This is a genomic window from Nonlabens spongiae, from assembly GCF_002117125.1.
Taxonomy (GTDB): Bacteria; Bacteroidota; Bacteroidia; order Flavobacteriales; family Flavobacteriaceae; genus Nonlabens; species Nonlabens spongiae.
Genome location: NZ_CP019344.1, coordinates 282996 through 309132, shown reverse-complemented (window position 1 = coordinate 309132; position 26137 = coordinate 282996). Strand labels below are relative to the sequence as shown.

Genomic DNA, 26137 nt, shown 5'->3' with positions numbered 1-26137 from the left:
TCCACCAAGGGAGAAGCTCTTCTGCTCCTGAGTAAAAGCATTTCCCTTCAGACGAAGGGAAAGATGTCCGAAAGCTTGCTTTCGAACGAAAAGGGTTTCACTGAGCGTGATGATGGAAATGCAACCGTAAAACCCTCTGGTCGCTCACCAGCTACGCTGCCTCGTCGCCGACCTGTCTCCCTTCCACCAAGGGAGAAGCTCTTCTGCTCCTGAGTAAAAGCATTTCCGTTCAGAGGAAGGGAAAGATGTCCGAAAGCTTGCTTTCGAACGAAAAGGGTTTCACTGAGCGTGATGATGGAAATGCAACCGTAAAACCCTCTGGTCGCTCACCAGCTACGCTGCCTCGTCGCCGACCTGTCTCCCTTCCAAGAAGGGAGAGGCTCTTCTGCTCCTGAGTAAAAGCATTTCCCTTCAGACGAAGGGAAAGATGTCCGAAAGCTTGCTTTCGAACGAAAAGGGTTTGACCACGCGCCTACTTCCCACTATCACGCTTAACCCGCACATTCTTATGAATCTTGAACTCCCTCCAGCGCGCAATGAATGCAATGATTAGTATACTCACAAGCGATACCACGATGAACTGATAAGAAATGATCTGGTCACCGCTGGCATAACTGTGTAAGCCCGATAAATAAAAGTTAACCCCAAAATAGGTCATCAACACACTCCCAAAAGCCAGAATAGACCACAGATTAAACGTCCATCTACCTTTCAAACCGGGAACAAGTCTCAAGTGCAGCACAAAGGCATAAATAAAAATGGTAATCAATGCCCAAGTCTCCTTAGGATCCCAGCCCCAGTAACGTCCCCAAGATTCATTGGCCCACATACCACCCAGAAAGTTCCCGATGGTGAGCATAATCAAACCTACGGTTAAGGCAATCTCGTTGATGTAGGTGAGCTCCTTGATGTTGAGATCCATTTTCTTGCGGTTCTTTTTAGTCGAAAATATCATCAAGAGCAAAGTCACTAAACCTAGAATCATCCCCAGCGCAAAAGGACCGTAACTACCCACAATGACTGCCACGTGGATCATCAACCAGTAAGAATCCAGAACCGGCTGTAAATTGGCAATTGCTGGATCAAGCCAGTTCAATTGCGCCACCCATAATATAATGGATACCACAAAAGCTGTGGAAGCAATGGTCATTTCACTCTTACGCCCGAATGCCAAACCGAAGCCCATCGTTGCCCACGCCACATAGATCAATGATTCATAAGCATCTGACCAAGGCGCATGACCACTCAAGTACCATCGCATTCCAAGCCCAGCTGTGTGCACCAGGAATAGTCCAAAAATCACCCATTTGTGAAATTTGATACTCCAGCGTATTTCTTTCATAGGCCTCAAGATCTCCACAATCAAGAGAATCAACATAAGGACGCCAAACCATACGTACCATTTATATAGATTTTTGAAAACGTCGTACTTGTTATAAAGTATTTCTGCCTCGATTTTTTCCTCGCTGGGAATCACGTCTGCGCCATAGGTGCGCTGGAATTCCAGTAAGTTGTTGAGTACCGTATTTGCTCGTAAGTAATTTCCGGTTTCATTTCCCTGGCGTAATAATGAAACATAAGCTGGAACAAAATCCCTCAAGAAATTGCGGGTAGGTTCATCTTCAAAACCGGCCTCGTTCCACTCTACCGGTGAGTACCATTTATTATTTTCGGCAACTGGGCTCGGAAAGATTTTAAAAATGGATCCCGAGATCACTTGGTCTAAAAGTCCAACGGTGTAGTTAATATCAATAAAACCTTGCTGGATGCTCGTCTTCACATCAGCGGTGTTAGCCTCGTCCAGGTAAGGTGAGATTTTATAGCCACCTAGCGAGTTGTCCTCTAGTCTAAAGAAATCCATTCCTCGAGCATATTTGGTACTACGATCTACCCCTAGAATGTCCTTTAAAGAATCATTTTTATAATTTAATTTAATGACCGGTACGTCAAACCACATTTGACCAAACTGCATCATGCTTAACATGGTCTGCTCTGGAGTGAGTTTTACAATACTGTCGTTCACTTCAGCCTCATAGTAATCATGTTCTGAGAGCCTGCGTAGAATCTCGCTTGCCAGCGTGGACATGGGTTTCATACGCCCATTATCTTGTACCACCACTCTACCAAATCGCTCTGCTTGCGCGATAGGAACCATATTGGCTACGATAATACTATCAGCGAGCTTTTTAGGGATGGGCTCAAAAATTTGAGGCATGTCAGGAACCGCAACGCTATCAGCTGCTCGGTTCAGCTCTGCCTCGTCCAGATTAGTGCTCGTTCCCTCGCGCACTTGCATGGCGGTACTGTGGGAATCGTGCGTGTGATCATGTGTCTCCTGCTGGTTTTGTTGCGTGTGGTCGTGATCGTGGTTGTGATCTTGGGCGACCGTTCCATTCTGAGCCACGCCCATAAATGCAAAGAGCATAACCACGGCAGTAGCCAGTTGTTTTTTCTTTCTTTTATTGATTCTTTCAATCAGTTTGCGCAGTTCACCAAAACGGGTATTGGGATCAAAAAGCAACGCCAGCAGACCTATATATAATAAATAATAACCTGCATAGGTAATCGTTTTACCCCAGAAATCATGATTTACGGAAAGGTGTGTCCCGCCCTCATCGGGATCAAAACCAGCCTGGAAGAAACGGTAGCCTTCTTTATCAAGAACGTGGTTCATGTAGATGTGTTCATCGCTTTCACCATCTTCATCGATCACGGTAACCTTGCTTTCAAACGAACTGTAAGCTTTCTCGGTTCCCGGGTATTTATTAGCGATAAAATCGTTCAACTTGATCTGGAAAGGCAGCTCACGCGCGATGGATCCGTACTTTATGTAAACTTTCAGACCGTTGATGTCTACATCAGTATAATCAGAGATGATGCCTTTTTGCCCACGCATCTCGATTTTTTTGGACTCGTCGCCGCTGGTTACCGTGGCCAGCAAACCAAAAGCTTTTGCAGCGGTAGGTTCTGGGCTTTGAACGATACCCAGCTCGCCTTCCATAATTGGCTGCGGGATAACAAATTGCATTCCCGCCATGGTGTAGAGCGATCGCAGCTGTAAAGGTTGTATGCTGTCTTTGACCACCGTTCCCTTTTGCTGGTCTGCCATGCGCATGTATTCACCGTCAAATGGTGTCTGGATGGTATAACCGTCCCAGTTCTCGATGATGTTGATCAAACCCTTTTCGGCCGCTTCTTCTGGATCTACGTTCACGCCAAAAAGCACACCGTGGATGCTCGCCTCTTCTCCTTCTTTCAGCAAGTGGTCGTGACGGTTCCCGCCACCAGCTTCCACGATCTTGAGGTAGCGCTCACCAGAACCGTCAGCGGTAGGTTTTAAGCCTTCTACTGCGTCGTAGATCAAGCTGTCTATGGTTACCGTGACCGTTTTATCATAAAATTTAAAATCATCGCTGCGCTTGTAATCGTACTGGGAGATCAATAATTCTTCCTTGACAGATCTTTGCATGGGATTTCCATTTGCGTCCTCTCCCTGGATGATGACGTCGTAATAAGTCTCTTCGCTAAAGAAAGTATTCTCGGTCTGGCCTTCTCTTATGAGCATCATCCCTTCAAATGAAATGTATCGGGTGATACCGGCACCTATGATTATGAGTATCCAAGAAAGGTGTAAGGTAAGTGTAGCCCATTTTTTCCATTGCAACAGCTGGTAACGTTTTATGTTCCCTATAAAATTGAGCATCAACCACAGCATGAGTAGGGAAAACCACCACTCGTTATACACCCACATCTTACTGGTGGGCGTGTCGTAGGAATTTTCTATAAAGGTTCCTGCGGCCATGCTCAGGGCAAAAGCCAGCAGTAAAAATGTCATCGTTCGGGTTCCAAATAACAGGCCGTATATACGCTCTTTCATAAGCTTTTAAAACTGGTGGCAAAGATACTTCACAAAAGCGTCTTAGCCTTGGCTGTTGGGTCGCGTTCCAGTGCTTATTTTTACAGTCATGATCAAGATATTTGTCATAGGAACCGGTAACCTGGGTGGACATCTTTGTAGAAGGTTTGAGGCTGGTGGTGATCTCGCTTTCGCGAAAGCGGGAAATCAAAAAACACCCGTAGAAATCCAGCTCACGGGCTACTACAACAAGTCGGGTGCTAGTGTGCCCGGAGTAAGTGCACCAAGAGCGGAAACACTCGAGGAGCTCCCTCCTACCGATCTGATCCTCATTGCAGTGCCAGATGATAAGATCCGTGACCTATCAGAACAAATTCCAATGACTGATGCGGTCGTGGCGCATACCAGCGGGAACACAAGCCTGGACGCGCTCTCAAAACATAAGAACCGTGGGGTGTTTTACCTGCCGCAGAGTTTTAGTAAAAGCAGAGTCCCAGATTTCAGCAAGATACCGATCTGCCTAGAATGGAATACTGCTACCACGGGAGATATTTTGGAAAGTCTCGCAAGCACGATGGGATCTCAAATCCACCATTTGCCCTCAGAAAAACGTCAACATTTGCATCTTGCTGCCGTTTTCATGAACAACTTTGTGAATCACTGTTATCATAAAAGCCAGCAGATTCTTGAAAATGGTGCTATAGATCCAGCTATTCTCGATGCGTTGATGGAAGAAACTTTCGCGAAAGCGAGATCCCTCTCCCCTGCAACATCGCAGACAGGACCAGCGCTGAGAAACGATATAAAAACCATGAACAGCCACCTGGAACTGTTGCCTGCAACCGACCGCGAGTTGTACCGCGTGCTGTCAAATTCCATTCAAAACGAATTCAAAAAATGAGCTATAAACAGAAACTGAGAAACATTACCACTTTTATACTGGACGTGGACGGCGTGCTGACTGACGGCCGGCTGCTGATTTCAGAAAGTGGCGAGCTGCTGCGCACGATGAATGCCAAGGACGGTTATGCCATGAAGGCGGCGCTTTATGCCGGTTACAAGGTGTGCATCATCACCGGCGGCCGCAACGAGGGCGTAAAATCCAGACTGGAAGGCCTGGGCGTGACTGATGTTTTCCTGAACGCCAGTGAGAAAATGGTACAAATGCACGACTACGTGGCGCAAAACGACCTGAAACCGGAAGAAATTCTCTACATGGGCGACGACATGCCCGATGTTCCCGCACTGGAATATGCCGGTCTTGCCACCTGCCCGCAAGACGCGATTCCCGAGATCAAGGCCGTGAGCGACTACGTGTCCCACAGGCGCGGTGGTGATGCCTGCGTGCGCGACGTGATCGAGCAGGTGATGAAGGTGCGCGGTGACTGGAATGTGCCGGGTAGTGAAAAAGTGAGGAGTAGTTAGAAAGGTTAAAATTTATTTATCGCAGATGATGTTGTTAAAACTTATAGCAGGTCGTTCTAATACATTGGTTTCAAAAATGAGATTCTACAAAATAGATGCGCGAGAGATGTTCTATAAGTCTTTGAAATGCGAACATTAAACCATTCAAAGTTTTTACGGCTTTGGGCGGTATTTTCTGATCTCGATAGGCGTTATAAAATCGTCAAACATGCTTATATACCATTTATACCGCAATATAGATATTTGCTCAAAAACTTGCGGATATACCGCTAGAATGAGGTGTATATATGGTAGTTTTTGATATATTGCGGATATACACTAGTTGTGTGTAAGTTAAAAAATCAGAACGCTGAATGACAGAAACTGTTGAATTGAGAAATAAACCTGAATTAAAATTTATCCTGAATACGGATGAATTTAATGTCATTGATGCTTCCGAACCGGAAAATAACGGAACTTACTCATACACTGAAATAAAAAGTGCGGAATTGAACTCTGAACGAACTAATTGGCTGATTTCAATTTTGAGCGTAGTAGTCGACTTTTTAACTGGAAGTGGAAACGGAGGGAAATTTAAAACGAAAGCAAATTTAATTCTGAAAACTGAAAAGCGGAATTTAAAAATATGGCTGAATGATGCGGATTATGGAAAAGCGAAAAAAATAACTGAATTGATAAATAAAAATAAAACCTACACACAACAAAGAACTGAGTTTAAAACCAAGCAAATTACTCGTTAATTTTAGGCACGATCCGGCTACGTGGCATTGTTGAAATGGGACAAACCCTATCAGGTTTGCCTCCAGTCCAACAAGCCATCAACACCACCAGTATTTTTTAACTTCATTTCTACTCCTTGACCAGACGGGAAACGTAGCCATCGTCATAGGGCAGGCCGGATTTTGCAATGGCAAATGCCTGTTTCAATAGTTTGTTGGATACGGCGATAAGTGCCAACTTCTTGCTCTTGCCCTTGGCCGTGATACGTTCGTAGAGCTCCCTACATGCCTTGTTGTGTCTACTTGCAGAGAAAGCGCACAAAAACAAGTGGTTACGAAGCTTTCGGTTGCCCACCTTGCTTATTCTGCTCCTACCCCTTATGCTGCTGCCAGACCGCCTTATCGTGGGTGTGATGCCGGCATAGTTACGCAGCTGTGAGGCGTTGTCAAACTTGGTAAAGCCCTCTGTGAGTACGATCAACAGCGCAGATGTCCTATCGCCCAGACCAGGTATGCTCTTAAGATTGGTAAGCTGTACCTGTTGATCCTGCTTGACCAGCGACAATAGGCGCTCGTTGAGCGAGACCAGTTCCCTGTCCAGCATCTTCAAGGTTCTTTTTAAGGAACCAAACACCGCTTTTGAAGGCGTGCCCAGTACCTTCTCTCCGTGGATCTTGTTTTTGACCTGAGTGCGCTGTTTGAGGTAGATGTCCATCAGGGCCAGCAATTGTAGACATTCCGCCTGTACGGCTCCCTTGCCATCGTAGAGCGGAACCTCATTGACCATTGCATAGTCCCTGATGCCCATTGCATCGCTCTTGTCGGTCTTTACCTTGGTAAGCTTCATCTGCAGAAAACGCTTTACCGACAATGGATTGACTACCGAGACGGCGATGTCAGAGTCGTGCAGGAACTGAGCCAGCAGATAGTGGTAATAGCCCGTCGCCTCCATGACAACAAGGCTCTCAGCGTCCAATGTCTTGAGGTACTTCCTGAAACCATTCAGGCTGTTGTCAAACTGGTAGTGGTTGCCCAGATCGTCAATTACATCAAAGAAATCCTTACTGATATCCACACCGTGGATTTTACTATATTTATCCATAGATATTTAATTGGGAAAGAACGATCCACCTAGGCTTCAACAACTTAAAAACGAGATCCAAAGGTCTCACAGAACTGAACGAACTAAAAGTGGAAAAGAGAGGTGATCATCAATGTTGACGGAATCTAAAGTTCCTCTGGCTATATTGACCTTAATCCTCTCTTTTGTTCTTTCTGGTTTATCTAATAAAATTAACTGAAATCAAACTTAAGATGGCTATAAGTAATTGCTTGTTATTGCCTATTTCTGAAAATCCTCGCGGATTTTCAGTTTGGTGCATACTTGCTAAGTTAAGTGCTAAACCACGCAACTACTCATAGCCGAGACCGTTGTCGGTGATTGCCCAAGGGACATGTTGCTCCGCCATGAAATCATCCATCCGAGACAAAAGTCCCCACAATCCACCGAGCGGTGGCACAACCAAGAACCAGATGACCATCAACCAATTTCAAGGCTCCCACAACATTCAATCACCGACAACGCCCACCGCGTGAAAATGCCCAATAAACAAACCAGCCACCTGGGGAAAACCATACCGGTGAGCGCACCACCGACAACAAGGCATAAAGCGAATGTGGCATTTTCAAAAGCTCTCTGTGTGGCGGCCAGAATCCAAAACTATTGCCTACTTTTAGAGGCAACAAACCGATTCCACCGATAACGCGAACCAGCCGAAAACGCCACACTCGCTTTATGCGGTGGGCGTTGGTAACAATATGAGACAGACATATGAACATATTTAAAAAACTTTTTGGATTTAAAGAATTGAATGAAAATTCAGAGACCATAAAATCTGAACTTTCTGAAATAAAGTCGGAATTTTTTAAATTACAAACTTCACTTAAAACTGTTTCTGATTACAATAAAGACCACCAAGAAAAAAGCAGAAAAATAGAAAATGAGTTGTTAAAAATGACTCAATTATTAAAGCCTAGAAAAACTATTCCAACCGAATTTAAGATTATTGACTCACTAACTAAAGATTCCATTTTTTCATTTCAAAAATTAGCAAAAACAAACCCTCAAGTCACTAACAAAAAATCATTAGATAATAAGCCAAATCGAATATTACAAGCAATCGGAAATATTCCCGAATTTATTTCAGGTGGTTTATTATCACAATCATATCTGTTCAATTTTCCCAAAGGTGTTACTGGAAATGTTATGAATATTGCAAATGGACAAGGAACAGCAATAATGAGTGGTGGAAAAATTTTAGCTCACGGAAGTTATGTGTCAAATTTAATGGTCTCTGCACCTATGCTTGCTTACAGCGCAGGAAATATGATTATTAAACAACATTATCTTGCAAAAATAAATTTCAATTTAAAGGAGATTAACGAAAGATTAGAAACCTTAATCGACCTCGAATTTATTAAGAAAGAAGCCAAAATTGAAGCAATGATTGTGTTTTACAAGAAAGCTTTTTCACAGTTTGATTTGATTAGTGAAAACGAAAATTATAAAAATGCAGTTTTATCAAACATTATAGCTAAAAACATAGAAGTCTATGAATTAATCCATTTCTATAAAAATTCTATTGAGAAAATAAAAAAAGATGAAGAAAGTAATTTCCAAAAGAGTATTCAATATTTTCTTTCATTACAAGAATTGTTCATTTTTGGAAAAATATTGGAATTTAAGTATGCTAACGAATTTAATAAAGCAATCGTAAACGACTTAACCGATGAATTTAAAGAAATGCAAAAAGACTATTTTAATTTTTTCAAGAAACACGAAGGAGAACTTCATAATTTAGGAAATTCAATTAATACAAAATGGTTTGATAAATGGTATTTTTTTAGAAATAACAAAAGAAACAAAACAATAGAAAAAAAGGAAATAGTTAATTCTAATAGAAATTTTGTAAATGAATTAAGAATTGAAAATGAATTAATATTTGACCAAAATTCTACGTTACTAAATAACTTTATACGAAATATAGAAAAACCACAAGAATTTTTAATTGAGAATGGAGAGTTATACAAAATAGAATTAGAAAATACTGTTACCAACACCGTATAACAACAATTGCGGCTTTGTGTCCTGCGGACACAACCGCGCAGGCATAAAAGTCGGTAATTTTAGCTATCTTAGTTTCCAAACAATCCGCAACTGATTGTTATACAAGACCGTTACCACACATTTGAAAAAAAAATCGAGTAACCAAGAAAAAATATTAAAACGTGTAAGATTTTGAACATTTAAGACAACCTATAAAGAAAATAGAAATTAAAACGTTGTCTTATGAACTCAATAAAAACATTATACATAATCTCTCTACTACTTGGATTATCTTTAACTGCTAATTCCCAAACAAAAGGTTTTATAGATTCAAAAAAGCTCGAAACCTATCTCAATGCCATCCATTTAAAAGAAGGTTTTAATGGAGAAATACTTGTAGCCAAAGGAAAAAATATCCTCTTTCAACAAACAGTTGGTTTGGCATCCTACGAGAATAATCTCAAATTGAAAAAAGATGCTAAATATCGAATAGCCTCAATTACTAAAACTTTTACTGGAACACTTATCGCAATCGCTCAAGAGGAAGGTAAATTAAATATTCAAGATAAAGCCATTGACTACATAAGTGCAGTATCACCAAAATTTAAAGATATAACAATAGAGCAATTATTGTCACATACTTCAGGCTTACCACACAATGAAGGCATTAAAGATTATTGGCATATAAAATCAAAACTACAAATGACACCAGAACAATTCATAACGGAAATCAATACTCTTGATTTACTTTTTGAACCAGGTTCACAAATGCATTATTCAAGTTTGGGATATCATCTTTTAGCAACAATACTTGAGAGCGTTTATAATAGCAGCTTTGAGAATATATTGAAGGATAAAATCTTGACCAAACTGCAAATGACAGAAACCGGCATCGTTGACGACTTAAAAATAATCCCACAACTGACTTCGGGCTATCATTTAGTTACTGATGATAGTTTAGTAGCTGCACCATATCGAAATTATTCTATGTTAAAAGGAGCTGGAGATATGTATTCTACCACAACGGATTTATTAAAATGGAACAACAGCTTCTTCTCAAATACACTTTTGAGCGAAAAAACTAAAGCAAATATATTTACTCAACAGACCAAAAAGAATAGTGAAAGTTACAATTATGGGTGGTATAAGAGTTCTAGTGTGCCCAAAAAACAATATCACGGTGGCGGAACTTGGGGATATTCTACCTACAATTCAATGTACCGTAATAAACAAATAAGTATCATTATTTTAAGTAACATTTCCACATTACCAATTTCATCAATTGCATCAGACGTTGAGAAAATTGTATTTGGACAACCTTTTCGAATACCGTCAATAGAAAAAATATCTGAAAAATCTGTCAATCTCGAAATGTATAGTGGAAGTTTCATTTCAGAAACAAGTAAAATGGTACTCATTATAAAAAATGTAGAAAACAGTCTTTATGCAAAGCTTGGAAACAATCCACCATTTAAAATTTACCCGAAAGGAAATCACCAATTTTTTGGTAAAAAAATAGAAATTGAAATAACATTTCAAATTGATAATGATTTGGTTTCTGGTTTAATGGCAGAAAGAATGGGGAAAACTTTTAACTTCAAAAAAGAAACTAAATAGTGGAGAAAGACTTTTTAAAAATAGTAGAAGATAATCAAGGGATTATTTACAAGGTCTGCAAAATGTATAGGGACACAAGAGAGGACCAAGAAGATTTATTTCAAGAAATTGTACTTCAATTATGGAAATCATATCCCAAATTCCGAAGAGAATCAAAAGTAAGCACTTGGATGTATCGCATAGCTTTAAACACAGCAATAGCAATATTTAGAAAAAATAAAATAGAGCTTGAATTCAACGAGAAGATTCCTAAAGAACATCATTCAAAGTATATGGAAACATCATCTGAAAACGAGGAACGATTGTTTGAAGCCATTAGAACTTTAAATAAAGCAGAAAGAGCAATAATTGCCTTGTATTTAGAAGATTATCCGTACAACGAAATTGGTGAAATTACTGGAATAACTGAAAATTATGTAGGCGTAAAAATCAGTAGAATTAAAGAAAAACTCAAAAACATTTTAGAATAGAAAACTATGGAACTCGATAACATAAAATCAAACTGGAAGAAAACAGGACAAGGTAAAAGAAACCAAACAGAATTATCTATGATGACTAAAATAAAGAATCATTCCAATATCAAAAGAATGCGGATAAAATTAATGATTGAAACTACAATGGTAATTGTTTTTTTGGCAGTATATTATAAAGGTTTTGATGCTAATACTAAACCTCTTTGGACAAATATATTGTTGGTTATCACTTCAATTGTATATATAATTTCTCGATTTATCGGATGGTTTGTATTAAGAAATCCTATAAAAGGAGACAACTTGAAAGAATCACTAATCAGTTTTCAAAATACATTAAAGCGAATGTCTATTTTTATTTTATTAACCTCATTTCTATTTGGTTCAGCAATAATATCTTTTTTCACTTCATCCATTGATTTTACACAAGGAAAATATTTTATACTTGTTGGTATGATAATGACCTTAATACTATTGGTATATTTATCGAACAGAAATTGGCTTAAAAGAATTGAAGGTATTAAAAAGACACTAGTAGAATTTGACAATGTTACAGAATGATGAAAAAAACGTGTGGTAACAACGTATATAAAAAATAGCGGTTTAAGTGCTAAATCTAAAGTGAATTGCATAAATTTAACGGTCAGTACCAAACCGAAAAGTTAGTGCATAAAATCCGCAACTTTTTATATACAATACCGTTGCCAAAAATATGAAACAAAAAACGTAAGTTTCAGCTTTTAAATGTGTTTTAAAACCGAAAAACATTTATTTCATTTAAGTTCTAGATTTTTAAAACTGGAAAATCTCTAAACAAAACTCTTGAAAATAAATTTTGTGAAAAGTTGTTGCGGTTTTCAATTGACTAAAAATAGCTGAACACAAAAAAATTAAAAATAGAGCGTGCTCACTCCTGCTCTAAAAAAATTAAAAAAATCCTGATGGCTGATCTGGACGCAAAAATGAAAACGCTAAAAAAAGAAAAAAAGGATAATCTTTGCGCACTCACTCTTGCTCAATAAATTTAAAAATCTTTGCGGCGGATCTGAACGCAAAAAAAGTTTCTTTTAAATGTATTCTTTAGAAAGTGAGTTTAAAACAAAACCGAAAAGTTATTTTTTAAAAGAAAAATACTTTTGGCAACAACGTATATCTTCAATTGTGGCTATGTGTCCTGCGGACACAAACGCTCACGCGTTAAAGTCAGTTCTTTTTACTATCTTTAGTCCCAAATTCCCACAACTGAAAGATATACAAGACCGTTGTAAAACATTTGTAAAAAACTTTACGACTTTTAATGACAAAGCAAATGTCGTATAAAAATCAGATGAAAACCGTTATCATATTTTGACCGAATAACTACTTTTAGATTTAAATAAAAGTAACTAATAGAATGAACTGGATTGCAAAGAAAATAAGCGAAACTCGAAAAATTAAAGGATTAACTCAAGAAGAATTGGCTGAACAAGCAAAAATAAATTTGAGAACAATTCAACGGATTGAAAACTCTGAAAGTGAACCGAGAGGAAAAACTCTAAATTTGATTTGTGAAGTTTTAGAAATTGACTCAAAGGAATTGATTATAACGGAAAATTCTATCCAAGAAAAAAATATTGGGACGAAAATTGTTAACGGACTTTTTCTCATAGCTCTGAATATGGTTTTAATGGGAATTATCGGTTTTCTAACTTTAGATTCAAACGCAAATATGAATAGCGTGTTTGGCGGATATTTATTGAGTGTATTTCTTCCATTTTTCATAGTTGTAATGACAAAGAGAATGATCGGAATGGAAAGAATGCTCAAATTCGGATTTGGTTATATCGTTTACTTTATTTTGGTTATGGTAAAACCCGGATTTCCAACAGGATTCGTCACTGGATTATTCCCTTGTCTTTTAATTAGTCTATCTGTATTATACTTTGGAAATGAACTTATTAAAAAAAAGGAATAAACAACGTTTTACAACAATGTATAACCGCAATTACGGCGGATTCGACTACGTCCGAATCCACTCGAAATTGCTAACGCCAGTGCTAAACCGAAAATTAACGCATATTAACCCGTAACTGACGGTTATACGAGACCGTTGTCGGTGATTGTGACCCGTCCTGAATAAAGGCTACATAATCTTAAACAATTATGTACAAAAATGACAAAGTAATCAGACGGTATTCAGAGTCTTTTAAACTCAAGATTCTGGACGAACTTACCACCGGAAAACTAAACAAGTATCAATTAGGTAAGGCCTACGGTATCGCTCCTTCTACCATCAATGAATGGATTAAGAAATACAACCGTAAAGACCTTATGAATACCCGTGTGACCGTGAAAACAAAAGATGAAATAACACGTATCAAACAGCTTCAGAAAGAGATTGAACAGCTTAAAAAACTACTCTTGAAAAAGGATATGGATGCCCTTGTGGATGAATCCTATCTTGAAGTTGCTGCAGAACAGCTGGGCTACAAATCAGTCCTGGAGCTAAAAAAAAAGCTAAGTATCAAGCCCTAATTAAAGCCAGGGAGAAGTCCAAGGGATTTGCTTCCTTGTCCACTATTTGCAAATGCTTTGACCTTAAACGTGATGCCTACTACAAATACAAACGTAGAGCAGACAAGCGTTCAGAGAAGGAACAGAAGATAGTCGAGATAGTCAGACAAAGACGCAAATCCCTTCCCAGAGAAGGCACCAGAAAGCTTATTAAGTCTCTGGATGCCAGCTTCAAGCAAGCAAATCTTAAAGTAGGCAGGGACACTTTATTTAACATCTTAAGAAAACACGATATGTTGATACACAGAAAGAAAGCACACCACAGAACCACAAACTCATTTCACAGGTTCTACAAGTACAAGAACATCATCAAGGATATGGAGATTACCAAACCCAACCAAGTATGGGTCAGCGATATCACTTACATAAGGACCGTCAAGGGCTTTTGCTACCTCGCGCTCATAACAGATATGTACAGCCGTAAGATAGTAGGCTACGACCTCAGTGACAGCCTTGAGCTGGCAGGCTGCGTAAGGGCTCTCCAAAAAGCCCTGAAGCAGTCTGGCAAGCGGTCACCACAAATACACCATTCTGACCGTGGCATACAATATTGCAGCAATGTCTATACAAACATCTTGATTAGAAAAAATATCAGAATCAGCATGACAGAGGATAATCATTGCTACGAAAACGCTCTCGCGGAGCGTGTAAACGGAATCCTCAAGGACGAGTTCTATCTCGACCAAACCTTTGATAATCTGCTACACGCAAGGCGCGCAGCAAAAAATGCAATCAACTTATACAACTCTATCAGATTACATTTATCTTTAGACTATAAAACACCAGATTATGTGCACCAAAATGCAGCGTAAAAACAATTATTAACCTGTAGCCATATTTCAGGACGTGACATTGCCCAAGGGACATGTTGCTCCGCCATGAAATCATCCATCCGAGACAAAGGTCCCCACGATCCACCGAGCGGTGGCACAACCAAGAAACAGATGTGCATCAACCAATTTCAAGGCTCCCACAACATTCAATCACCGACAACGCCCACCGCGTGAAAATGCCCAATAAACAAACCAGCCACCTGGGGAAAACCATACCGGTGAGCGCACCACCGACAACAGTGCATAAAGCGTCCCGATAGCTATCGGGATTCAAAAGCTCTCTGTGTGGCGGCCAGAATCCAAAACTATTGCCTACTTTTAGAGGCAACAAACCAATACCACCGATAACGCGAACCAGCCGAAAATGCCACACTCGCTTTATGCGGTGGGCGTTGGCAACAAGCTGAAAAATGCCCTATTATTGGGTATTTCGATAATAAATTATTTATCATAAACTTATAGTATAAAAACCGGACTAAGCATTGCTCGAAATAAAAACCATAAATTATGAACCATAAGAATATTTACTCGATAATCCTGATATTATTTCTTGGTACTTCAGTGTTTGCACAAGACGACCCGTGTGAGCACCTCTTGGATCCTGACCGAAACGGAAGTATTGTCTTGCCAGATGGAAAAAGCTGGTGCGACGTTGCTCAGGAAACTGGTAGTGCCTATGCCAAATGCAAATGCAAACACAGTTCAGCCACGGAAACTAGCAAAGGAAAAATGCAGGCAGAGATTGATAATATGTACGCGCAAAGAGATGCGTTAATAGACAAAGCTAATAAGGCCAAACGAAAAGCGTATCAAATAAGTTTGACTGACGACGACTCCAATTTTGATACAAAGAAGCAAGCTAAAATTGCCTTTTTGGAAGAATACATAGGGTACAATGAAAAAGTCATTGGGCTTCTAAAAGAAATGAATCAACGTTTTGGAATGAAAAACAATGTTAATGCTATAGAACAGGATGTGGCGCATAAACGAGCAGAAATTAACCGATTACGTGAAAAAGAACAATCCAAAACCCACACAATAAGTAGCACATCAGATGAAAAAGCATATACTTCAAGCGGACAAAGTGATAGTTATACTGATAATAACCAATCACAAGAATCGATTTACCAAATAAGACAACGGCAAGCCCAGCAATATCAAAATGCAAGAAATGCTCAAATCCAAAGGCAAGTAGAGGCAAACCAACGACAATATCAGCAAACAATGGATAACAATGCAAGGGCAAAAAGTTTTATTAAAAGCATTTTTAGTAGTGCCAACTATAATACCGGTATTACAAGGTACGTAGATGCATCGGTACGTCAGCAATACAATACTACGTCGCAGTATAATGATACGCCTAAGTATGTTGAGGATCCAAATAAGGAAGGGGAAAACTTATATGGTCTTTTGCCGGCATACCTTCAAATGGGTAGGTATGAGGATTTCAAATCAACTGCTGAAAAACTTAGCAAGGAAAAATATCTAAGCACCTTAAGTAATTCCCAAAAACAGACCGTAAGACTTTTAAAAGCAATGGCTAGTATCGGTGACCCGGATTCCTTAGATCGTACGCTTCTGGAAAAAGAAGCTGAAGTGTTGAAGGATAATAACTACCTCTATGAGGAAAAGATAAGAAGAGCCGCAGTAGCTGTTAAAAATAGATTGTACAATAGTGCACTTACTTCTTTCAACAATCAAAACTACGATAAAGCAGCCGTTCAATATCAAAAATTGTCAATGCTTACCAATGAGCCCTATTTTTTACTTTATGCAATCACAGCCTATGAAGAAATTCCTAACAAAGAGCAGACAAAGGCGATGTATAATAAATTAATTAACCTGAACAAAGACATTTCTTATACCCTCTATGTGGCGGAGGAAAAAAGCACTGGCGAGGAGGTTGTTTTTTTAGATAAAGAGACGTTGCAATTCTATTCTGAAGACTTTAAATACCTACATCCAAATGAAGAAAAATTTCCACAAACCGCATTATATACTAAGCTCATTGAAATGCATTATAAAAATGGTAATCTTGAGAAAGCAATAGAGCTGTTAGAGACGAGACTTAAAGCCACACCCAACGATTCTGAATTACTGTACAATCTAGGGGTAATGAATGCAGAAAGTGGTAACATCGAATCAGCTATTGAAAACTATAAAAAAGCTATTGAAATAAATCCGGACTCTTTTAAGGTCTTATTAAATATTTCGGCCACCATCCTTTCAAAGGAAAATCAAATTGTAACGCAAATGAATGGATTGGGAAGGTCAGAAGCAGAGGATCTTGAGTATAATAAATTGAGTAAGCAAAGGACCCAAGTGTATAAAGATGCGATGGTTTATTTAGAAAAAGCGCATGCGCTTCGTCCGAATCATACGGATGTCGTACGAACTTTAATGAATATTTATGAACATTTAACTATGGATGATAAATTTAAGAACATGAAAATAAAATTAGCCAAAATAAAAAGTTAATAGAATAGACTAGGAAAACCCGTTGTGCTAGTAGTTCCATGCATGCCTGATCCTATTTATTGGTCTGTTGTTCTCCCTATTGAACATCTGCAGCATGGCAACTGCGGCCAGTTTGCTTGAGACCCTTGTCAGGAAGCCCTTGAAGCTCTTTGCCAGGTTGATCTTGATGGAGAACTGGGAGCATAACTGTGAAAACCTTGTCTCTATAAACTTACGGTTCTTTCTCCTCTCGGGCGAGAATGCGCTTTTGACCAGCTGGTTTTTCCTGGGTGGGGTGAGAAGTTCTATACCGTAGCTTGTGAACAGATCTGCCTGGAGCTCCCTGGATATATAGCCTCGATCGCCGATGATCTGCCTCTCCTCGCTACCGTCGTACTGCCTTTCCTTCAGGAACTTTATGTCGTGTACGTTTGCTGGGGTCACTGCCATGTCATGGAAGATGCCCTGCGTACTCATGAGCAGGTGGAGCTTGTATCCAATGTAGTAGCGGCGGTCAACCGCCGAGTAGCCCTTTCTCGGAGCCGTGCCCAGATCTTCCATACAGATCTTCATGCGGTGCTCCCTGGCGTTGTGCACGATGGGACAGGGCATCGAGTCCACCAGAAGGGCAGATCTGCCATCATCCATACGGTCGCCCAAGAGTCCCGCGGACTCCTTGAAGCGTGGCTCGAGCGAGCGCCTGCGCCGGTTGAACCTGGTGCGGTCGACCAGCATGGGAAAGTCCTCGCGAAAGTGCTTCTTTATCTCGGCAAACAATAGGTTCTCGCTGGGGATCGAGGCCGCCTCTCCGGTAATGGCGAGTGCCATGACCTCCAGGTCATTCATTTTCGTGTTGACCGGTCGCTTGATGAAGTTTCCGTCCACCGTGACGGTTTGGTAGAGATCAATGAGGTAGGAAAGGTGTTTTTTGTACATTGCAGGTAGATCGTGCATGGTATCAGAATTACAGATTAGGCACCATTAATATACTGAATATCAACAAAATGCACGGTCTTTTTTTAATCTGTTTTTTAATTTTAACTAGCACAACGGGTAAGAGATAAATTAACACACGGAAGTGTCAACTCGATAAAAGAAAAAGATTTGAAAACTCAAATTTTCTGTTTGAGACAAGTTACTTTACGGCTGATATTGGCGAATTTAGGTTTGAAAAGTGACTTAAAAAACGCCACACAACAACGTATAACAACAATTGCGGCTTTGTGTCCTGCGGATACAACCGCGCAAGCTTAAAAGTCGGTAATTTTAGCTATCTTAGTTTCTAAACAATCCGCAACTGATCGTTATACAAGACCGTTGGCAGTAATAAAAGAAAATCTACAAAGTTCGGTTTTAATCAGAACTTTTTTATATATTTGCAATCGCAGATGAGACTGACCAATAAGAAAATATTAGAAAAACTTAAAAGAAAGAACAGAGGAAATATTCCTTTGACAAAAGCTATCGACCAACTGATTAAGGATATTATCGATAATAATTGGAAGAATCAAACTGAACTGAATAAGACAAGAAAAGATGCAGACAATGTTCATAGCGATGGGTTTTATTTTTTTAATATTAATATTCACAGAACAATGATTTTAATTGAGTTTGATGACAACGAAGCTACTGCTGTTTGGGTTGGAACACATCAAGAATATGAAACGACCTTTAAAAACAACAGAAATACTATTAGAAAGTGGTTAAAGTCTAATGATTGGATTTAAAAAATAAGATTATGAAAACACAATTCGACATATCAGAACTTATTGAAAATGGAGAAATCCTAAATGAATTGGATTTTGAAAGGGCAATGATAGCGGACAGAAAACTACGTGTTCTTGCAAAGGAAAACCCGAAATTCAAATCCGTACGAAAAAAATTAAGAGATTTAATTGAGCAGTACGAAAATAAAAATTGGAGTGCTGATTCTAACATTTCTAACAAAAAACTTCGAGAAAGCGACCTTGCAGAATTGATAGCCGAAAAAGAAAGACTATTTATCCAGCGAAGAAAAGAGCTTATCCGAAAAAAATTAAAGAATTTAAATCTAACACAACAAGACTTTGGAAAAGTTTTGGGACATCAAAGCAAATCTTATATATCTGAACTGATAAATGGAGTAAGTCCTTTTTCATTAAAAGATTTGATTGTTATTAATAGAATTTTAAAAATTGATTTAATCGATTTAGTTCCAACTTTTTTGCCACAATCTGATAGAGTGAAAATTAGAACAACAATTAAAAAATTGGATAATCCAAAATTGAAATTAAGTAAAGACGATTTAGCATTAGCGTAAAATTACTACTGCCAACACAGTATAACAACAATTGCGGCTTTGTGTCCTGCGGACACAACCGCGCTAGCATAAAAGTCGGTAATTTTAGCTATCTTAGTTTCAAACCAATCCGCAACTGATTGTTATACAAGACCGTTGGGTGTAATTTGGAAACTTTACCAATTTTTGGTATTTTTGAGTTTAAATTTGAAATTATGAGTAAGAACACATCAATATCACTCGGAAATTATTTTGACCAATTTGTGAGTAGCCAAGTTTCTGCTGGAAGATATAAAAACGTTAGCGAAGTAATAAGAGCTGGACTGAGATTATTAGAAAATGAGGAAAGTAAAGTTATTGCTCTGAGAAATGCAATTCAACAAGGCTTAAATAGTCCTATTGTTGAGGATTTTGACTTTGACGAAAATCTGAAAAAATTAAAATCAGAAAGAAGAAAAAATGGCTAAAGTTGTATTAAGACAAGAAGCCATTGACGATTTAAATAATATTTGGTTTTATACTTTCGAAACTTGGTCTGAAACTCAAGCAGACAAATATTACGCAACGATAAAAATGGCGTGTAATGGAATCGCCGATAATCCAAATGTTGGAAAAGAATATGATGGAATTAACAAAAACCTTTTAGGAGTGAAATCTGAAAAGCATATAATTTTCTATCAAATAATTAATCCAGAAAGAATTGAAATTATTAGAATTTTACACGAAAGAATGGATTTGAAAAACAGAATAACCGAATAAAAAAACTACGCACAACAAAGAACTGAGTTTAAAACCAAGCAAATTACTCGTTAATTTTAGGCACGATCCGGCTACGTGGCATTGTTGAAATGGGACAAACCCTATCAGGTTTGCCTCCAGTCCAACAAGCCATCAACACCACCAGTATTTTTTAACTTCATTTCTACTCCTTGACCAGACGGGAAACGTAGCCATCGTCATAGGGCAGGCCGGATTTTGCAATGGCAAATGCCTGTTTCAATAGTTTGTTGGATACGGCGATAAGTGCCAACTTCTTGCTCTTGCCCTTGGCCGTGATACGTTCGTAGAGCTCCCTACATGCCTTGTTGTGTCTACTTGCAGAGAAAGCGCACAAAAACAAGTGGTTACGAAGCTTTCGGTTGCCCACCTTGCTTATTCTGCTCCTACCCCTTATGCTGCTGCCAGACCGCCTTATCGTGGGTGTGATGCCGGCATAGTTACGCAGCTGTGAGGCGTTGTCAAACTTGGTAAAGCCCTCTGTGAGTACGATCAACAGCGCAGATGTCCTATCGCCCAGACCAGGTATGCTCTTAAGATTGGTAAGCTGTACCTGTTGATCCTGCTTGACCAGCGACAATAGGCGCTCGTTGAGCGAGACCAGTTCCCTGTCCAGCATCTTCAAGGTTCTTTTTAAGGAACCAAACACCGCTTTTGAAGGCGTGCCCAGTACCTTCTCTCCGTGGATCTTGTTTTTGACCTGAGTGCGCTGTTTGAGGTAGATGTCCATCAGGGCCAGCAATTGTAGACATTCCGCCTGTACGGCTCCCTTGCCATCGTAGAGCGGAACCTCATTGACCATTGCATAGTCCCTGATGCCCATTGCATCGCTCTTGTCGGTCTTTACCTTGGTAAGCTTCATCTGCAGAAAACGCTTTACCGACAATGGATTGACTACCGAGACGGCGATGTCAGAGTCGTGCAGGAACTGAGCCAGCAGATAGTGGTAATAGCCCGTCGCCTCCATGACAACAAGGCTCTCAGCGTCCAATGTCTTGAGGTACTTCCTGAAACCATTCAGGCTGTTGTCAAACTGGTAGTGGTTGCCCAGATCGTCAATTACATCAAAGAAATCCTTACTGATATCCACACCGTGGATTTTACTATATTTATCCATAGATATTTAATTGGGAAAGAACGATCCACCTAGGCTTCAACAACTTAAAAACGAGATCCAAAGGTCTCACAGAACTGAACGAACTAAAAGTGGAAAAGAGAGGTGATCATCAATGTTGACGGAATCTAAAGTTCCTCTGGCTATATTGACCTTAATCCTCTCTTTTGTTCTTTCTGGTTTATCTAATAAAATTAACTGAAATCAAACTTAAGATGGCTATAAGTAATTGCTTGTTCTCGCCTACTTCTGAAAATCCTCGCGGATTTTCAGTTTGGTGTGTACTTGCAAAGTTAAGTGCTAAACCACGCAACTACTCATAGCCGAGACCGTTAGCCACAATATGAATAAAAATCTCGAACAAATTAATAAACAGTCTTTAAACCAACTGATTGAGTTTTTAAATTCGGGATTTGAAATACTAATGGAATCGGATTTAGTCGCTCTTCTATTTCATTGTTACTTGCTTACCGAAAAAGAATTGCTGAATAAAATTCATATCAAAACTCGAATTTTAAATATTGAGGGGAAACGGATTGACTTTGCAATTGGAAAAGTTACTAACGAAAATAAAAGACCTTCTGTAAATCCAGAGTTAGTCATAGAATGTAAGATATTTTCAAACGGATTTACAAATAGTCAACTACGAAAGCGGTTTAAATATTTGAAAGAGGACATTGAAAAAGTCGGACTTCTCAAATTGAACGTCCCTAAATTTATCTTGATATTTGACTATCACGACTATTTAAACATCAACCGAAAAAAAGAAATAATCGAATTGAGAAACACAACGGACGAAAAAATAAAAATCATTCGAATTTTAAGAGAAAATAACCAATACAAAAAACAAGAATTTTAATGGCTGTAAGAAAAAGCAAGGAACAGAATTTCCAAGTTAGCGGAAATGTTACCGAAATAAAGGAAAAGTGTTTGACTGCACTTAATAATGGCGGATTTAGCAAAGTATCGTCGAATGATTTGCTCAACGAAATTTCAGCAAATTATAAAAAAGCAACAGTAGTTGGAAAAATACAAATTGTATTGACGGAACAAAATGACAAAACGAATATTAACGTAAAATCAACTGCGAATTCGGACAATATTTTTGCTCTCTTTTCCTCGCCTAATGACAAAATAATGAATGCATTTAAAGACAACTTGGGATAAAATACTGTGGCTAACAATGTATAACCGCAATTACGGCGGATTCGACTACGTCCGAATCCACTCGGAATTGCTAAAGCCTGTGATAAACCGAAAAATTTGTGTACTTTAACCCGTAACTGACGGTTATACGAGACCGTTGTGGTTAATGTAAAAAAAACCGAGTAACTAAATGAATAAAACAATATTTGAAATTACTAAAATGGACTGTCCTTCAGAGGAAAATCTAATCCGAATGAAATTGGACGGAATTCCAAGTATTGCGAATTTGGACTTTGACATTCCCAACCGAAAACTGACCGTTTTTCACAGCGGAGAAACTGTCCAAATCGAAAAATCAGTTATCGAACTGAATTTAGGCGGAAAGAAAATCTCGACTGAACAAACCCACCAAACAGAATTTAATGAAAATGCAAACCAAAAAAAACTACTTTGGTCTGTACTTGCCATAAATTTTGCGTTTTTCATAATTGAAATGACAACAGGAATAATCTCAAAATCAATGGGATTGGTTGCCGACAGTTTAGATATGCTTGCGGACAGTTTCGTTTACGGAATTAGCTTGTTTGCGGTTGGTGGAACAGTAATAAAGAAAAAACGGATTGCCAAACTTGCTGGATATTTTCAAATAACACTTGCAATTATCGGATTTGTAGAAGTTTTAAGGAGATTTTTCGGAGACGAGAAATTACCAAACTTTTCGACAATGATTATCGTTTCAATTTTCGCACTTATTGCAAACGGAATTTGTCTTTACATTTTACAAAAGTCAAAAAGTAAGGAAGAGGCACATATGAAAGCAAGTATGATTTTCACTTCAAACGATGTGATTATAAATTTAGGAGTAATAACAGCTGGACTTTTGGTAAACTGGTTGAGTTCAAGCAAACCTGATTTGATTATCGGAACAATAGTTTTTGTTTTGGTAATTCAAGGTGCTTTTAGAATTTTAAAATTGAGTAAATAAATAAAAAAACACTAACCACAACAATGTATAACCGCAATTACGGCGGATTCAACTACGTCCGAATCCACTCGGAATTGCTAAAGTCTGTGCCAAACCGAAAAATTTGTGTACTTTAACCCGTAACTGACGGTTATACGAGACCGTTGTACCTAATGCACCAAAAATCCGTAAAATAGAATTGAAAAAACGAATTTTAGTCATTTTTGGAATCCTAACTCTAACAGTAATTGGATTCTTCGTTGCAAAGAGAATTAATCTTAATCCGAATTACAAAGTCGGACAAAAAATTGACGAATTAAACGGAGTTGACGTCTATTACAACGGCGGAGTTGGAAATGTAAGCGGTCGAAGATTATCTGATGGCGGATATAATCTTGGACTTAAATATCAATGCGTGGAATTCGTAAAACGATATTACTACGAAGAATTAAACCATAAAATGCCTGACTCTTATGGCCACGCAAAAGATTTCTTCAATTCAAATTTAAAGGACGGAGAAAAAAATAAACAGCGGAATTTAAATCAATTCACGAACCCGAGTAAATCTAAACCGCAAATAAACGATTTGGTTGTTTATTCGGGAACAACTATGAATAAATATGGACACGTTTCAATTATAAGCAACGTGTCTGAAAATGAAATTGAAATCATACAACAAAACCCTGGACCTTTTGGAAAGTCGAGAGAGAAGTTTGATTTAACAATGGAAAACGGAAAATGGAGAATAAAAAATAATAGAATTTTAGGATGGTTAAGAAAATAAAAGCATTAGGTACAACAAAGAACTGAGGTAAAAAACAACTCTTTTTAGCACTTTTTCATTTGATCACACTACAATGATTCGGGTCGTATGGCAATCCTGATCTGACAATCGAAAAAGCCTGTTTCAGCAGCTTGTTGCATACGGCGATCAACGCCAGTTTCTTACTCTTGCCCTTGGCCACCAAACGTTCATACAGAGCCCTGCAGGCAGTATTGAACCTACAGGCATTGAAGCTGCACATAAACAGCAGGTTCCTCAGTTTTGCATTGCCCATCTTACTGATCCTGGGACGCCCTTTTACACTGCTTCCAGATTCACGTATCACGGGCGTGATCCCTGCATAGCTACACAAGCCCTTATAGGAGTCGAATCGCGTAAAGTTATCGGTCAGGACGATCAGGGATATGGCGGTCTTCTCCCCTATTCCCGGTATGCCTTTTAGTAGAGTCAGAGACTTTTGATGCTCTGATCTTACATTTTCACCTAGCCTCTCCTCCAATTTCTTGATCTCTTTTGATAACGACCTGAGTTGGCGTTTCAAGGAGCTTACCACGACTTTTGAAGGATTGCCCAATGTATGCTCTCCGTGTATCTTGTTCTTTAATTGCGTACTCTGTTTTATGTAGACACTCAACAAGCGCGTGAGTTGGAGGTTCTCCTGCATCAACTCACTATCGCCTTCCCATAATTCCAGGTCTTGGCTGGCCCCATATTTCATGATCCAGACAGCATCGCTCTTATCGGTCTTGATCCTGGACAGGTTCATCTGGATAAAACGCTTGATCTTTAGTGGGTTTACAATCGATACAGCAAAGTCCCTGTCACTTAAAAAATAGGCCAGCTGCAGGTGGTAATAACCGGTAGATTCCATAACGCAATGAGCGTTTTTGGGTATCGCTTTCGCGAAAGCTCTAAAACCACCCTCACTGTTTTCAAACTGTAACAGCCCACCCTCTGGGGTGCATACATCATAGACATCCTTGCTGATGTCGATACCATAGATTTGTTTACCTTTATCCATAGGAAAAGAAGATTGTAAAGAGCCGATCTACTGGATGACCCGTCCTGAATAAAGGCTACATAATCTTAGACAATTATGTACAAAAATGACAAAGTAATCAGACGGTATTCAGAGTCTTTTAAACTCAAGATTCTGGACGAACTTACCACCGGAAAACTAAACAAGTATCAATTAGGTAAGACCTACGGTATCGCTCCTTCTACCATCAATGAATGGATTAAGAAATACAACCGTAAAGACCTTATGAATACCCGTGTGACCGTGAAAACAAAAGATGAAATAACACGTATCAAACAGCTTCAGAAAGAGATTGAACAGCTTAAAAAACTACTCTTGAAAAAGGATATGGATGCCCTTGTGGATGAATCCTACCTTGAAGTTGCTGCAGAACAGCTGGGCTACAAATCAGTCCTGGAGCTAAAAAAAAAGCTAAGTATCAAGCCCTAATTAAAGCCAGGGAGAAGTCCAAGGGATTTGCTTCCTTGTCCACTATTTGCAAATGCTTTGACCTTAAACGTGATGCCTACTACAAATACAAACGTAGAGCAGACAAGCGTTCAGAGAAGGAACAGAAGATAGTCGAGATAGTCAGACAAAGACGCAAATCCCTTCCCAGAGAAGGCACCAGAAAGCTTATTAAGTCTCTGGATGCCAACTTCAAGCAAGCATACCTTAAAGTAGGTAGGGACAATTTATTCAACATCTTAAGAAAACACAACATCCTCATTCATAGAAAAAAAGCACATCATAGAACTACAAATTCGTTCCACAGGTTCTATAAATACAAGAACATCATCAAGAATATGAAAGCAACTAAGCCTAACCAGGTCTGGGTAAGCGATATCACTTATATAAGAACCATAATTGGCTTCTGCTACCTTGCGCTCATTACAGATATGTGCAGCCATAAGATAGTGGGTCACGAACTTAGTGACAGTCTTGGAACTGGCAGGCTGCGTAAGGGCTCTTAAAAAAGCCCTGAAGCGGTCTGGCAAGCGGCCTCCACAAATACACCAC

At 39.1% G+C, this 26137-nt stretch carries 26 protein-coding genes; 21 read left to right on the top strand and 5 right to left on the bottom strand.

What is annotated here, in order from left to right; all coding sequences use genetic code 11:
* Positions 1–472: 472 nt before the first annotated feature.
* The gene (ccsA, locus tag BST97_RS01470; protein ID WP_085765575.1) at positions 473–3877 is read right to left on the bottom strand and encodes a cytochrome c biogenesis protein; all 3405 of its coding nucleotides are present in this window, start codon (positions 3875–3877) and stop codon (positions 473–475) included.
* Positions 3878–3965: 88 nt separating this feature from the next.
* Between ccsA and BST97_RS01465 the strand changes: the two genes are divergently transcribed.
* From BST97_RS01465 to BST97_RS01455, 3 genes are all read left to right on the top strand, one after another.
* Entirely contained in the window at positions 3966–4757 is a 792-nt protein-coding gene (locus BST97_RS01465; RefSeq protein ID WP_085765574.1) for a Rossmann-like and DUF2520 domain-containing protein, read from the top strand.
* Positions 4754–5281, top strand: a complete 528-nt coding sequence (locus BST97_RS01460; protein WP_085765573.1) for a KdsC family phosphatase — start codon at positions 4754–4756, stop codon at positions 5279–5281. Before BST97_RS01465 ends, BST97_RS01460 begins: the two co-directional genes overlap by 4 nt.
* Positions 5282–5634: 353 nt before the next feature.
* Positions 5635–6021: a hypothetical protein gene (locus BST97_RS01455; RefSeq protein WP_211277452.1), complete on the top strand. Its 387-nt coding sequence runs from the start codon at positions 5635–5637 to the stop codon at positions 6019–6021.
* Between the two features lie 109 nt (positions 6022–6130).
* Here the strand turns inward: BST97_RS01455 and BST97_RS01450 are convergent, their stop codons facing one another.
* Positions 6131–7102 carry an IS110 family RNA-guided transposase gene (locus tag BST97_RS01450; protein ID WP_085765559.1) on the bottom strand — a complete coding sequence of 324 codons (972 nt, stop codon included), beginning with the start codon at positions 7100–7102 and terminating at the stop codon, positions 6131–6133.
* Between the two features lie 729 nt (positions 7103–7831).
* Between BST97_RS01450 and BST97_RS01445 the strand changes: the two genes are divergently transcribed.
* From BST97_RS01445 to BST97_RS01405, 8 genes are all read left to right on the top strand, one after another.
* Positions 7832–9127 carry a hypothetical protein gene (locus BST97_RS01445; RefSeq protein ID WP_085765572.1) on the top strand — a complete coding sequence of 432 codons (1296 nt, stop codon included), beginning with the start codon at positions 7832–7834 and terminating at the stop codon, positions 9125–9127.
* A 222-nt stretch (positions 9128–9349) separates the two neighbouring features.
* Entirely contained in the window at positions 9350–10723 is a 1374-nt protein-coding gene (locus BST97_RS01440; RefSeq protein WP_085765571.1) for a serine hydrolase domain-containing protein, read from the top strand.
* A complete protein-coding gene (locus BST97_RS01435; protein WP_085765570.1) occupies positions 10723–11193 on the top strand; it encodes an RNA polymerase sigma factor in 471 nt (156 codons plus the stop codon). The genes BST97_RS01440 and BST97_RS01435 overlap by 1 nt, the downstream gene beginning before the upstream one ends.
* A gap of 6 nt (positions 11194–11199) precedes the next feature.
* Positions 11200–11754: a hypothetical protein gene (locus BST97_RS01430; protein ID WP_085765569.1), complete on the top strand. Its 555-nt coding sequence runs from the start codon at positions 11200–11202 to the stop codon at positions 11752–11754.
* A gap of 832 nt (positions 11755–12586) precedes the next feature.
* Positions 12587–13147: a helix-turn-helix domain-containing protein gene (locus BST97_RS01420; RefSeq protein ID WP_085765567.1), complete on the top strand. Its 561-nt coding sequence runs from the start codon at positions 12587–12589 to the stop codon at positions 13145–13147.
* 188 nt (positions 13148–13335) lie between these two features.
* Positions 13336–13707, top strand: coding sequence for a transposase (locus BST97_RS01415; RefSeq protein WP_085765566.1), 372 nt, complete (start codon positions 13336–13338; stop codon positions 13705–13707).
* Between the two features lie 35 nt (positions 13708–13742).
* Complete coding sequence (locus tag BST97_RS01410; RefSeq protein WP_245833618.1) at positions 13743–14558, top strand: IS3 family transposase; 816 nt, start codon at positions 13743–13745, stop codon at positions 14556–14558.
* A gap of 528 nt (positions 14559–15086) precedes the next feature.
* On the top strand, positions 15087–17057 hold the full coding sequence (locus BST97_RS01405; RefSeq protein WP_085765564.1) for a tetratricopeptide repeat protein: 1971 nt from the start codon (positions 15087–15089) through the stop codon (positions 17055–17057).
* A gap of 27 nt (positions 17058–17084) precedes the next feature.
* Here the strand turns inward: BST97_RS01405 and BST97_RS01400 are convergent, their stop codons facing one another.
* The gene (locus BST97_RS01400) at positions 17085–17990 is read right to left on the bottom strand and encodes an IS982 family transposase (RefSeq protein ID WP_085765563.1); all 906 of its coding nucleotides are present in this window, start codon (positions 17988–17990) and stop codon (positions 17085–17087) included.
* Between the two features lie 434 nt (positions 17991–18424).
* Here BST97_RS01400 and BST97_RS01395 point away from each other — a divergent pair, with 434 nt between their 5' ends.
* The 4 genes from BST97_RS01395 (at position 18425) to BST97_RS01380 (ending at position 20073) form a co-directional block, all read left to right on the top strand.
* Positions 18425–18763 carry a type II toxin-antitoxin system HigB family toxin gene (locus BST97_RS01395; protein ID WP_085765562.1) on the top strand — a complete coding sequence of 113 codons (339 nt, stop codon included), beginning with the start codon at positions 18425–18427 and terminating at the stop codon, positions 18761–18763.
* 11 nt (positions 18764–18774) lie between these two features.
* Complete coding sequence (locus tag BST97_RS01390) at positions 18775–19335, top strand: helix-turn-helix domain-containing protein (protein ID WP_085765561.1); 561 nt, start codon at positions 18775–18777, stop codon at positions 19333–19335.
* Between the two features lie 194 nt (positions 19336–19529).
* Entirely contained in the window at positions 19530–19781 is a 252-nt protein-coding gene (locus BST97_RS01385) for a type II toxin-antitoxin system ParD family antitoxin (RefSeq protein WP_085768110.1), read from the top strand.
* Complete coding sequence (locus BST97_RS01380; RefSeq protein WP_085765560.1) at positions 19774–20073, top strand: type II toxin-antitoxin system RelE/ParE family toxin; 300 nt, start codon at positions 19774–19776, stop codon at positions 20071–20073. The genes BST97_RS01385 and BST97_RS01380 overlap by 8 nt, the downstream gene beginning before the upstream one ends.
* A 163-nt stretch (positions 20074–20236) precedes the next feature.
* Here BST97_RS01380 and BST97_RS01375 read toward each other — a convergent pair whose 3' ends face one another.
* Positions 20237–21208 (bottom strand): IS110 family RNA-guided transposase, encoded by a 972-nt coding sequence (locus BST97_RS01375; RefSeq protein WP_085765559.1) that lies wholly within the window; start codon positions 21206–21208, stop codon positions 20237–20239.
* A gap of 340 nt (positions 21209–21548) precedes the next feature.
* Here BST97_RS01375 and BST97_RS01370 point away from each other — a divergent pair, with 340 nt between their 5' ends.
* The 4 genes from BST97_RS01370 (at position 21549) to BST97_RS01355 (ending at position 24099) form a co-directional block, all read left to right on the top strand.
* A complete protein-coding gene (locus BST97_RS01370; RefSeq protein WP_085765558.1) occupies positions 21549–22064 on the top strand; it encodes a hypothetical protein in 516 nt (171 codons plus the stop codon).
* Positions 22064–22372: a hypothetical protein gene (locus tag BST97_RS01365; RefSeq protein WP_085765557.1), complete on the top strand. Its 309-nt coding sequence runs from the start codon at positions 22064–22066 to the stop codon at positions 22370–22372. Before BST97_RS01370 ends, BST97_RS01365 begins: the two co-directional genes overlap by 1 nt.
* 169 nt (positions 22373–22541) lie before the next feature.
* Complete coding sequence (locus tag BST97_RS01360) at positions 22542–23336, top strand: cation transporter (RefSeq protein WP_085765556.1); 795 nt, start codon at positions 22542–22544, stop codon at positions 23334–23336.
* Positions 23337–23514: 178 nt separating this feature from the next.
* Positions 23515–24099: a CHAP domain-containing protein gene (locus BST97_RS01355; RefSeq protein WP_085765555.1), complete on the top strand. Its 585-nt coding sequence runs from the start codon at positions 23515–23517 to the stop codon at positions 24097–24099.
* A gap of 55 nt (positions 24100–24154) precedes the next feature.
* Here BST97_RS01355 and BST97_RS01350 read toward each other — a convergent pair whose 3' ends face one another.
* Entirely contained in the window at positions 24155–25120 is a 966-nt protein-coding gene (locus BST97_RS01350) for an IS110 family RNA-guided transposase (RefSeq protein WP_085765554.1), read from the bottom strand.
* Between the two features lie 75 nt (positions 25121–25195).
* Between BST97_RS01350 and BST97_RS01345 the strand changes: the two genes are divergently transcribed.
* Both BST97_RS01345 and BST97_RS15670 read left to right on the top strand, forming a co-directional pair.
* Complete coding sequence (locus BST97_RS01345; protein WP_085765553.1) at positions 25196–25567, top strand: transposase; 372 nt, start codon at positions 25196–25198, stop codon at positions 25565–25567.
* A gap of 35 nt (positions 25568–25602) precedes the next feature.
* A complete protein-coding gene (locus BST97_RS15670) occupies positions 25603–26091 on the top strand; it encodes a DDE-type integrase/transposase/recombinase (protein WP_157111371.1) in 489 nt (162 codons plus the stop codon).
* Positions 26092–26137: the final 46 nt, after the last annotated feature.